The sequence below is a fragment of the Cohnella phaseoli genome (assembly GCF_003386235.1).
Taxonomy (GTDB): domain Bacteria; phylum Bacillota; class Bacilli; order Paenibacillales; family Paenibacillaceae; genus Cohnella; species Cohnella phaseoli.
Map to the genome: position 1 here is coordinate 70,772 of NZ_QRDZ01000019.1, position 12,428 is coordinate 83,199.

Annotated in this window: 6 protein-coding genes; 2 read left to right on the plus strand and 4 right to left on the minus strand. The window is 50.2% G+C overall.

Annotation, left to right across the window (positions count from 1 at the left end):
• Positions 1 to 3: 3 nt before the first annotated feature.
• Positions 4 to 900 carry an ABC transporter permease gene (locus DFP98_RS22360; RefSeq protein ID WP_246016644.1) on the minus strand — a complete coding sequence of 299 codons (897 nt, stop codon included), beginning with the start codon at positions 898 to 900 and terminating at the stop codon, positions 4 to 6.
• Positions 901 to 1,004: 104 nt separating this feature from the next.
• Positions 1,005 to 2,702: an extracellular solute-binding protein gene (locus DFP98_RS22365; protein WP_116062831.1), complete on the minus strand. Its 1,698-nt coding sequence runs from the start codon at positions 2,700 to 2,702 to the stop codon at positions 1,005 to 1,007.
• Positions 2,703 to 2,966: 264 nt separating this feature from the next.
• On the opposite strand from DFP98_RS22365, the gene DFP98_RS22370 reads away from it, so the two are divergent.
• Positions 2,967 to 4,742: a sensor histidine kinase gene (locus DFP98_RS22370; RefSeq protein ID WP_116062832.1), complete on the plus strand. Its 1,776-nt coding sequence runs from the start codon at positions 2,967 to 2,969 to the stop codon at positions 4,740 to 4,742.
• Between the two features lie 407 nt (positions 4,743 to 5,149).
• Positions 5,150 to 8,791, plus strand: a complete 3,642-nt coding sequence (locus tag DFP98_RS22375; protein WP_181917864.1) for an S-layer homology domain-containing protein — start codon at positions 5,150 to 5,152, stop codon at positions 8,789 to 8,791.
• Positions 8,792 to 9,006: 215 nt separating this feature from the next.
• Here the strand turns inward: DFP98_RS22375 and DFP98_RS22380 are convergent, their stop codons facing one another.
• Positions 9,007 to 10,470, minus strand: a complete 1,464-nt coding sequence (locus DFP98_RS22380; RefSeq protein ID WP_181917865.1) for a glycoside hydrolase family 28 protein — start codon at positions 10,468 to 10,470, stop codon at positions 9,007 to 9,009.
• Positions 10,471 to 10,619: 149 nt separating this feature from the next.
• Complete coding sequence (locus tag DFP98_RS22385) at positions 10,620 to 12,293, minus strand: helix-turn-helix domain-containing protein (protein ID WP_181917866.1); 1,674 nt, start codon at positions 12,291 to 12,293, stop codon at positions 10,620 to 10,622.
• Positions 12,294 to 12,428: the final 135 nt, after the last annotated feature.

Consider the following 12,428-nt stretch of genomic DNA (forward strand, 5'->3'; position numbering starts at 1 on the left):
TACTCAGAAAATCCGGTAGTTTGCAAACCTGTAAGCTAACCAATAGGAGGTTGAAATCAGGAAGAACGAAATGACGGACTTGAACAATCCAATGGCTGTGGCCAAGCCATATTGAAAATCAACAAGCCCCATTCGATAAACCATCGTATCGATAATATCCCCGCTCTCGTATACGGCCGGGCTATACAAATTGAAGATTTGGTCGAAGCCCGCGTTCAGCACATTGCCCAGGCTGAGCGTGGCAAGCAGAATAATAATCGGGCGCATGCCCGGCAACGTGATGTGCCAGGTCTGTCTCCAGCGATTGGCCCCGTCCATTCGCGCCGCTTCGTACAAGGTCGGATTGATGCTCGTCATCGCGGCCAGATAAACGATGGTGCTGAAGCCAAACTCCTTCCACACATCCGAGATGACAATCACATACGGGAACCAGGAGTTGCTGCCCAGGAAAAAGACAGGCTCCAGGCCGAACGAAGATAGAATCTGGCCGATAATGCCGTTAGACGGAGATAAAATATCGATTAGAATGCCGCCTAGAATAACCCAGGATAGAAAGTGGGGCAAATAAATCAGCGTCTGTATGCCTCTCTTAAACCACATTCTCCCGATTTCATTCAACAGCAAGGCAGTGATTAAAGCCGCGATTGTGCCCGCCACGATTTTCATCGAGGAAATGAATAGTGTATTTCGCATCACAAGGCGAAAATCGGGCAATTCAAAGGCGTAGCGAAAGTTGTCCCACCCGATCCACTCCGAGCCGAATAAGCCATGAGTCGGTATAAACTGCTGGAACGCGATCACAATGCCAACCATCGGCACATAACTGAATAGAAGCAACAGTACAATGCCCGGCAGCAGCATCATATGCAAGGGAAGCTGCTTGATTATTTTTTTATTCATGCCGCGCCATCTCCTGATTCTGATCTCTTTCATGCACAAACGGCTGCGTCTTGATTGCGAAGACGGCAGCCGCTATGCTTACGAATTACGTTGCTCGTATAACCTTATCTTCCTGCCGCCCACTCATTCACTTCTTTCATAATGTCGTCGCCGCCAAGCTTGTGCCAATTCGCGACAAACACATCAAACTCGTCTGGACTCTTCTCGCCCATAATAATTTTAGTGAACGTTTCCATCATCATTTTCTCCAGGTTAGCGGTTCTCTGACTCATCGTTGTCGTAGGGGCTCCGAAGAACTCCTGATTCTGAATCAGGCTTCCGTCAACCTTCTCTTTCACGTAAGGCCACGCGCTGTCGACGCCGTACATCCCCTCATTCGTCCAGCTTGCCGGGTCGCCGGCGCGGTAAGCCATGATCTTGTCGTAGTAGCCTTTCTCCTCCCCAGTCAGCTTGGAAATATCGCCGGAGCTCAAGGCATCCTTCAGATGCAAGTGAATGGCCAGATTTCCTTCGGCAGGCGAAGCATATACCAAGGGGTAATTGTTATATAAGAAACCGTCTTCCGCGATGAAATACTTGGTAATATCGGCATTGTCCGAATAGCCGTTCTCGACCAGAACATTGAGCAATTTGACCAGCGCCTCTGGATTCGCAGCGCCTTTCTTCACCACGTAATACTCGTAAGTCGGGAAGGCGAGCTGCAGCTTGCTGGCCGTATCGTCAATAGACGGAATACCGTAGGCTTTCCATTCTGCGGTCGGATCTTGATCTTTGACCGCCTGCAGCGGCCAGGCCGGATTCCACCATGCCCCGTACGATATGCCGATTTTCCCGGAAACCAGCGCTTCCATCACTTTGGAGCCGTCTTTGACTGCGAATTCCTTGTCGATGATCCCGCCCTTGTACATTTCCTGCAGCTTGGCCAGCGCCGCTTTCATCTCGGGCTGTACGCTGCCATACACAAGCTGACCGCTATCGTCTTTTACCCAAGTATCCGTGTAGGCATGGAAGCCGTTAAAGAAGCCCTGCAGATTGGCAAAGCCGCCCTGCTGCAGATCCTTCGTCAGAGCCAGACCGAACGTGTCGTTCTTCTGGTTGCCATCCGGATCTTGCGTGGTAAACGCTTCGGCGATCTTAAATACATCCTCCATCGTTTGCGGCTCGGACAGTTCCAGCTTCTTCAGCCAATCGGCGCGAATCCAGAGCACCTGCGAGGAATCATAAGGCGAGCCCGCTCTTGGCAGCGCCATCTGCTTGCCATCGAAAGCGGCGGAAGCCATCTGATTCGGATCTCCGGCCATGATTTGCTTCGTCAGGGGCGACGCGTATTGCTCGTAGACTTGAGTGAGATCCTCGATCTGCCCTGCGTCGACCAATTGCTTGAGCTGAAGCGCATTTACGCTGAAAATATCGGGCAGCTCGCCAGAGGCGATCGCCACGTTAATTCTTTGCGGGTAATCGGAGTTGCTCGTCCATAAATATTTGATCTTGATGCCCAGCCGTTCTTCGTACTCGCGGCTCCACACGTTATTGTCAATCGATTCGCCTTCGCGGAAAGCAATGCTGGCCGGCAAATCTCTTACGGCCGTCACTTCAATCGGCGGATCGTATTTGCCCAGCGGATCGATCTGCGGTTCGGCCGACGCTCCGGGCGTCGAAGAAGCTTCGGCGCCGCTCGCCGATGCAGATTCCGAAGGCTTCGCGACGTTGCTGTCGTTTTTCTTATCGGAGCACGCTGTCGTGATGAGCAGCACGCAAATGGTAACCAATGCGATTAAACTTTTCATTTTGCTGTGACGCATGGTAATCCCCCTCTAGTGAAAAAATGTTATTGAAGTTTAACGTAATCCGCTCTATTATCGCGATATTTGACCCTAGATGCTTTCCTTATTGTATCCGCTTCAACCCTCCCCGCATCCAACTCAAGCATCGTTATGTTTTAAGTATAGGAATTGAACGGAGGAGCATCTACGAGAAACTTGTTACCTTCTTTATCTTTTGTTTACTACTGTTTTCGAGTATTCTGTGTTACAAGCGCCACACCAACGAAGATGAGGTGAGCACCTTTGTTCAGCATTTCCGCTAACTATCGCGTCTCTATTTTCCCTAAATTGTTTCTCTCCTTTGTGTTCATTATTGCTTCGCTCTACTTTCTTAATGTGACAATGAATCAGGCCAGTATGGGCACGATTAGAACCGGGATTGAAGATTCGCTGACATCGCGCGTTCATTTCTATAACAGTACATTGGTAACCGATCTGAAGCGAGTGATCCAATTGAAGACCGAGTATTTATACGATAAAGATTTAATGGAATTAAGCTTTATCCCCGAGCAAATGAGCGACTATCAGTTCGCCGAAGCTGTGCTTCGCATTCGAACGAGGCTGTCGCTGCTGGAAACGTCCAGCTTGTATATCGAGAACGTGAACGTGCATATCCCGTTAATCGACAGAACGATTTCTTCCAAGGGATACGTGGATTCGCCGCCGGCCGAAGAGCTGAACGCTCTGCAGGACTCGAACTACAGCCATCCGATTGTGGCTTGGAATAATCGGTTGTTGATCGGCGCGCTGTCTCCGGAAAATATGATTGAAGATACAGATCTGCTGATGGCGATTAAGATTCAGCTGTCCAGAGACAAAATACGCCAGTCGCTTAAAGAAATTAACAATGCCGGTGACGGAAAAGCTGTTCTGTTGGATAACCAAGGAGCTTGGGCCGTATTCAGCGAGAACTTGTCTGTGGAAGAGGAGCAAGGGCTGCTGGCGCAATTGCGGATGGAAATCGGGGACGAGCCGCAAGGGACGCTGTATCGGAAGATTAATGGCGATAACTATATTTTTATCTATGAACGCTCGGCGGTGCTGGATGCGACAACCGTCGTTTATTTTCCTGAAAATGAAATATTGGCGCCGCTGAAGGCGCATCGTCTGTGGTTCTGGTGGTTTTCGCTATTATCGATCGGGGTTGTCCTTGCATTCTCTGTGTGGACCTATCGTCTTATTCACAGGCCGATCCATAAGCTGGTTCGCGCTTTCCGCAAAGTGGAGGAAGGCGATTTAAGCGTTGCGCTCTCTAGTCGTCAGGGAGACGAATTTCGTTATTTGTATACGCAATTTAACGTGATGGTGAGCAAGCTGAACGTTCTTGTGAAAGAAGTGTACGAGCAGAAAATTCGTTCGCAGCGAGCGGAGTTAAAACAGCTGCAGTCGCAAGTTAACCCGCACTTCCTGTACAACAGTTATTTTGTGTTATACCGTTTGGCCAAAATTCCCGATGTCGACAATGTGCTTCGAATGGCGCGCCACCTGGGAGAATATTTTCGCTTTATTACCCGCAGCCGTTCGGACGAGGTGACGTTGGAGGAAGAGCTCAAGCATACGCTTGCCTATATTCAAATTCAAATGTATCGATTCGATCAGCGAGTGGAGACGTATTGCGAAGAGCTTCCGGAAGCATGCAAGTCGATCTCGGTGCCAAGGCTTATTTTGCAGCCCATTGTCGAGAATGCTTATGAGCACGGATTGCGGGAAACGGTCTCCGGTGGACTTGTACGGATGGCCTTTCAACAACTCGATCAGGATTTGATCATTATCTTCGAGGACAACGGCTCCGAAATGACGGATGAGAAAATCGCTGAATTACACGACCTGCTGCACGCCAATGCGGACGACGCGATCGAGACAACGGGAATACTGAACGTCCACCGGAGACTGCAATTGAAATATGGCAGCTCGTACGGTTTATCCGTTTCCCGAGCGCAGATTGGCGGTTTGCGTATCGAGATGAGAATTGGATTGGAGCAAGACAGCGAATCGATGTCGCCTGGGCAGAGGATGTAAACAGAAGTCAACAAAGGCAACGAGATTCCCGTAGTTCGACCATTTGGGCGGGTCCTATAATAATCGTAAGACATCGTGCCGCGGCGATGTAATTGGGGAGTGGGAACAGGAAAGCGGCTGTCCCATAAATAGAGTTGCTTGAGATGATCGAGATATAAAGAAAGGGGGATGTGCCTCTCGGAGACTGCCTCATACGCTTCTGAAATCACCTTATCACGGGTTTACCTATTCAGATTTCAGAAAGCGTATAGCATCGGCGAGAGACACATCCCCCTTGTACCTTTATCATCGATTATCTTTCACAGCAACTTGGTTGGCTTATGGGACAGCCCCTTCTTCTCGCAACCTTTTTTGTTTGCGCTTTCATAACGATTGACGTTCTACAACTACGCGAAGAGGTGAATAGGATGCGATCCAAATTGGGATTGATTTTAAGTATTGTTTTGCTATTTTCCCTGATTGCGTACCCGGCTCCAACCACCCATGCCGCTACGTCCACTATACTGTACCAAACCTCGTTTGAAGACCCTAACGACAGCACTTGGCAAGCTGCATTCACCGAGTACGATACCGCCGACGCCCATACCGGTTCTTACTCGCTTAAGTACACATTTAACGGAACTAATCCGGGGCTTGTAATCCGACTTCCGATTGAAGCCGGACATTCCTACGACATGAGCGTGTGGGTCAAAACGACAAATACTCCCGACTCCTGGCCGGGAGCCAAGATTGCGATTGACGCCTACAGAAATTGGGCTTGGGATTGGGCTGGTGGCAAGTACATGTCGGCGCCAGTCAACACGAACGGCCAGTGGCAGAAGATCAGCTTGCCCACTTACACGGCTCCCGAGGGCGCCGCCTCCGCCGTTTTTACTTTATATTCAGAGGGAGCGAGCGGCACGATTCAATTTGACGATTTGAAGATTGTGGAGACTGAAAGAGTTGATCCGATTGAGATCGGGACGTCCTATCAGACCTCCTTCGAAGATGCGAACGACAGCATCTGGACTCCATATGAACATACTTCGTATGCGGTCGACGAGCATCATAGCGGGTCGCAATCCTTAAAATACGTGATTCCCTCCGGAGCCAACAATCCAGGCGAAGAAGGGGCCGAAAGGCCGGGACCTTCGATTAAATTTGTAGCAGAGCCCGGTATGGCCTATGATACGAGCGTATGGATAAAAACCGTCGATACACAGGGACTATGGGCGGGAGCGATGTTCCGTATTACCGTTCTGGACCACAATGGCAACTGGTTGGAGAGTAAGAAACACAATCCGCACGGCACCGGCGGCGAATGGCAACTGCTGAAGCTGCCAACCCTTGTCGCAGGCGAAGGGGCCGAGCAAATCGAGATTACGCTATTCGCTTACGGTGGAGCAGGCACCCTCTATTTTGACGATTTATCGATAGAGAAATCTCAGCCTCCCTTATTTCAATCCAAACTCGTAAACCCTACCTACAGAGGGCTTCTGGTTCCTGGCGGAAATCCGCAGGTCGCAATAACGACCCGAGGCGCGGCAGGCATTAACAAACAGCTCTATACCACGGTTGCCCAACTGGTAGACCAGAATGCTCAGGTCATGGAGGAGCAAGTCTATTCCGGAAGCTTGGATGTTAACGCAGAATTCGATACTTCTTCCTTACCGGCAGGCAATTACAAGGTCGTTGTGTCAGCGAAGCTGACAGGGACAGAGGGCGGCGGCTACTCGCAACAATGGCCAATCGTGAAAGTGCAGTCCTTGCAGGAAATGCCCGAATCTTATACAGACGATCAAGGACGGTTTTGGAAGGATGGGGAGTTGTTTTTCCCAATAGGGATCTATACGGCGAATACGGACAAGAAAGATTTGGAGGATTTGCTTGGCGGTGCGATCAACACGATCTTGCCATACGGTTATCCAGACAGAGAGAAGCTTGATCTTGCCCATCAGTATGGGATGAATGTTATTTTCTCCATGAAGGATTTCTTCTTCCGATCTCCCTGGGCGCCGGACTTTATCCAGTCCGAAGAAGACGAACTCACCGCTATTGCGCAATATGTTCAGGAATACAAGGATCATCCCGCTTTACTTGCCTGGTATGTAAGCGACGAGACGCCAACTGACAATCGCTTATCCGCTCATTATCAGACCGTTATGGCTAATGATCGGGATCATCCGGTATATGCGGTGGATTACAGATGGGTGGATCATTATACCGTAAACGATACAACAGACCTGTTTGGCTTGGACATATACCCTGTCTATGGGAAGCCAAATGATGATTTGAAGTATTTGGGCGACTTGCAAAAGGCCATGACTACCGATCTGCAGAATAAAGGGCAGTGGGCGGTTGTTCAGGCACATAATCATGGGAACTATGTCTCCTCGGGCGTTGATCCATTGCGGCCGCCGACGACGGAAGAAATGCGCAATATGGCTTGGCAATATATTGCCGAAGGCGCCCGGGGTGTGTTGTTCTATTCCCTCTTCGATCTAGCCAACGATGCAAGCGGAAAAACGTACGATGAGCTTCTTGGCAATGTGAAGACGGTGGCGCAAGAGCTGAAAAATATGGCTCCGGTCATTCTTTCCGCAGAAACAGCACCGGAAGTCAGCTATAATCCGCAAAGTTGGCTGCATGTGATGGTGAAAAGCTATGAGGGCAATACTTATATTATCGCAGTGAACAACAGCAAAGAAACGCAGCAAGCCTCATTCGGCGCACAGCAATTGAGCGGCCTGCCTGTTCAGGTATGGAACGAAGGACGTACGCTCAATTGGAATAACGATCAGTTTAGCGACACCTTCGCCCCGTATGCCGTCCATATCTATGAAATAGGCAATGGGGATTCGATAGCCTCTCCCGATCGTCCCGAATGGGCAACGGGAAATCAACTGGCTGTCTCCAATATTCAGAGCACAAGTGTAAAATTATCCTGGCCGAGCGCCTCGAACGATACGGACGCTTATTACGTTTATGTCGATGGCGTCAAAAAGGCCGAAGTAGCGGGGACGGCGAATGAGTATGTCGTGCCTGGGCTGACAGCAAGCTCAACCTATACTTTTACCGTTACAGCGGTCAATGCGCAGGGCTTGCAAAGCAACGGATTATCGAACTCGGCCACTACCGCAGTTGCTGTGCCTTCAACGACGGCGCCGCAGAGCAGCGGTGGCGGTTCGCCGCCTTCCAGCCTGAAAACATTGAGCCAGCTTGGGATAACCGCGAACGGCAAGCCTCTAGTCTTGTCGCCTGCCTTCTCGGCAGACGTAACGGAGTATTCCATGGAAACGGCAGAGAAATCTGTTACGATTGCCGCAGCGGCTTTTGGAGCAGCCGCAATGACTTTGAACGGCAACGCGGTAGACAAAGAAGCAACGGTGAACCTGCAAGAAGGGGATAACAAATTCGAACTCATCGTGAAAGCCGCGGACGGAACCAAGCAGGTCTACATCCTCCATATTGTGAAGACTGGCGAAAAGGAGCCTTCTTCTTCAAACCACGAAAAAGCGTCGGATTCTTGGAAGGACATCGCCGGACATTGGTCGGAAACATTGCTTCTGAAAGCTTGGGAGATGAAGCTGATTAAAGGTTACCCCGACCAAAGCTTTAAACCGAATCAAAGTCTGACTCGCGCGGAATTTAGCGTGCTGCTGATGAGAGCTCTACAAGCAACAGGGGATGATAACGCCCTTGGCTTCACGGATCAGACGCAAATTGGAGCATGGGCGCGATCGGAAGTCGCCAAAGCGGTTGAGGCCGGCGTTATTCGAGGATATGATGACGGCAGCTTCCGCCCTGGCGAACCGATTACAAGAGCTGAGATGGCCGTTATGATCAGCAGAGCATTAAAGCTGCTCGACACGAATAATCAAGCAACGAATTTTGCGGACGCAACAGAGATTCCGGCATGGGCCGGCGAAGCTGTGCAAGCTGTACAGCAGCTCGGCATCATCGAAGGGCGAAGCAGCAACCGTTTTGCGCCGAACAAGCCGCTTACTCGAGCGGAAGCGGTCGTTGCTCTCCTAAGAATGCTGGAGAAGACCGCAAAACATTCTGAATAAGCGATAGGCAAAGAGGCCGACCCATAAGCAGAGTCGTACAAGATGATCGATCAGAAAAAGTGCATGTATCTCCCGGAGACTGCCTCATACGGTCCTGAAATTACCCTATCGTAGGAAGATACATGCACGGCAACATTCTCTATCGATCATCTTTTTGTACGACTCTTTTTACTTATGAGACAGCTTCTTCGTTCAAATCGGCATATCCCGTTCGATCAGATACTTGAGACCTCGCGAGCTTCCCGCAGATCATTATCGAAGAGTTGAACCTCCCCTGCTTCCGACCCCGAAGTGCGAAGAAATACGGTTGTGCCGGGAAGCGCCGTGCAGTTGGACACACTTGCGGATTCCACATCCACCATCGCGATAGCCGGAGCTTGATCGCCATTCCCCGCCTGCCGACCGGTAAACCCGCGAATCTGGAGCCGTTTGATCCGTTTGCAGGAGATCGCGCTCCAGCTTCCGTCATATTCGCCGTCCTGCCATACCAAGCTCACTTGATCCATACGAATGGTCTGAACGTTCCGCAAATAGATTCCGTAAGGCGCAAAGTGATGGTGGGCATACGATGGGATCGGTTCGGGAATTTCCAGACCGTACAGCTTTTTCTTAGGGGCAATCTCGAACTGGATATGGGTCAAGGAAACTTCCTCGATACAATCATCGGGCAAGCCGATCACCGTACAAGCCCCATTCGAATGCACAAGCCAATGATTCAGATGGACATGACGAATCGTTCCATAATTGCTCATCAGAAAAATAGCCGTTCCTTCCTGCTCCATCCGTACCGTCATATTGGACACTGAGATTCTTTCAATTTGGCCATGCTCTGCCGTCACATTCAGCACGCCCGCTGCGTTGAAGACGGAGCAATTGCTGATTGATATATCGCTAATCGAGCTGTAGCTTGCCTCTTTGATCCATGGGTCGAGCCCCGTGTAAATGCGGAACGCATTCACCGAGGTGTCAAAGGTGCAGTCGCTAATCGTGAAATGGCACGAGCTCTGGCAGCCGTTGCTGTCAATTGCAATCGAATCGTCTCCGGTACGGAAATGACAGGATGTAATATGGACATACCGGCAGGAGCTGAAATGAAAGCCATCGCTATTCGGTCCATAAAAATGATTCAGGATGTTAAGCCCCTGCAGATTAACGCGATCGCAATCGATGATCCACCCCGAGTATACCGGAGAATTGCACAATTCAATCCCGCTAATCCGAATGTTCGAACAGGCTTCGAGAAGAATCAACATCGGCCGCCACTCTAACGGATCATAGCGCGACGGCGTAGAATTCCAGCCTTCGCCGATCGTATCCTTGGTGGCCCAGAACGCCAAATCCTGGCCGTCGATACAGCCCGTGCCTGTAATCGTAACGTTCTTTAAGTTGGAGCCGTATAGCAATCCCGGATAGACAACAGGATATTTGCATGTAGAATACACTTCCGCAAAATCATAATCCTCTCTGTTCGTGCTCGCCTGCAGCACCGCGCCCGCTTCCAGCCATAGCGTGATATGGTCTTGCAATCGGAGCGTACCCGTTACATATTTTCCCGGAGGAATGTAGACAGTGCCTCCCCCAGCTTGTGCGCAATCGTCGATCGCAGCTTGTATGGCTGCCGTATCCTTGGTCATCCCGTCGCCAACAGCGCCGAACGTTCGAATATCCCGATAGTTCATCCTAGTCGCTCCTCCTGTTACATTCCCTTCGATCCTCTTCGCTATCCGCATAAGGACCGTTGCATTTTAAAGTATAGGAATGGAGCGGAGGAGCATCTACGTGAAACTTGTTACCTTCTTTATCTTTTGTTTACTACTGTATGGCGGCTCTATTGATTGAGCTCCCGGAATTCAGTCGGCGTCAAATTCGTCATCTTCTTGAAAAACCGCGTGAAATAAGCCGCCGATTCAAATCCGAGCGCCTCGGATATTTCATGGATTTTGATCGCAGGCTGACGGAGCAACTCCTTGGCTTTCTTCAATCTCATATCGAGAATGTACTCGGACAAGCCTTCTCCGGTTTTCTGCTTATAGAGCCTGGACAAGTAAGAACGATTAAACCCGACTAAATCCGCAATATGGGTAAGCGATAAATCGCCCGCCAAATTCTGTTCGACATAACGTTTGATCTTACGAATGACTTCCCGATCCCGTTCATCCAGATCGTCGTTTTTGACGGAAAACAGCAAGTCTGCAATCCCCTGCAAGTATTGAACGGCTCCCGCCCATGATCCGTGCTGTTCCATATGAGTTAATCGGCGAATGTCCAACTGACTCCCGCCCTTAGGCGGTTGGCCCAATTGGTGCAGATAGGAAAGGAAGAGGGTTACGATCCCGTAATAAAGGTGCATCTGAACGACATCGATTTCCGCTTCATTCTCCCCGGTTAAGCGCACAAGCTCATAGAACAACTCGTTAAATGCCTCTCTTTGCCCGGTTTCCAAATAGGTATCCAACAAAAGCATTTTGCGTTGCTGGCGTTGGGCGGATGTATCCGGGGACTCTGCATGCAGCCCCTCCTCCGCTTTTGTCAAATTGGCCTCGGATAAGGCCAACTCCCTCCGCATCGCATGATTCACGAATAGCAGCCGTCTTAACCGATTGAATTTGACACGGCAAGTCTCCCACGACACGGCCTCGCTCGCAACGATTAACGATATTGTGATCCCCAAATATCGTTTGCAGGCTTCCAGGATAGACTCGGACGCATTATTCATCAGCAAGGCGATCCGTTTGGAAGAACTTACTGTCTCCGCCGCCAACATCTGACTGTCCTGAATCAGCCAAACCACTTCGCCTTGACCATTCGCGAGCGGATAAAGCTCCGCTGTGGAACCTAAATATTCCTTGACGATATTGGTCATCGCGTACAGCATCAGCATTCGGTCGCTTGTATTCGTCTTATTGCCCCAGTCGTCAACTCGTGCCACCATCAGCAGCACCTCCCGATCCAGCGACAAGGGAAAATCCAACTCCTGTATCTGTCTAAGCAATCTCGAATCGTTGTAGGCCCCTTCTTCTTGAAGAAACTCCCATAACAACTCCTTTTGCAAGATCGGCAAAGCTTGTTTTAATTTCAAAGCGGCTTCGGCCATGGAGATATGGATTTCAAGCTGCTTATTCAAGCGCTCAACCGCTTTGCCGACAGACAGAACGATCGTCGAGTCCTCTTCCGTTTTCAGAATATAGTCGGTTCCTTCGTTGCGCAGCGCCTCTTGAACGTAATGAAATTCATCGAATCCGGTCAAGAAAATAAACTGACAGCCCGGCCACAGCTCCTTTACTTTCTTCTGCAGCTCCAGCCCTGTCATGCCCGGCATCCGGATATCCGACAATACGATGTCCATCGGCTGAGTTCGAATCAGTTCATACGCCTCTACTCCGGAATAGGCTCGAAAAAGATCCAACTGCAACTCGGATTCTTCTTCGAACAAGCGGAATAACCCGTTTACAATCGCCCTTTCGTCATCGACAATGAGCATCTTGTACATCGTTGACAGCAAAATTCCAATCTCCTTTATCATGGCCGCAGTCTAGGGCGTGTCTGAATACTCCGAGGGCAGCAGGGGGCGAAAAGGCGGTGATAGATGCCCCTGAGCGGGTTTTCAGACACGCCCTGGTGTCGTACACCCATTATA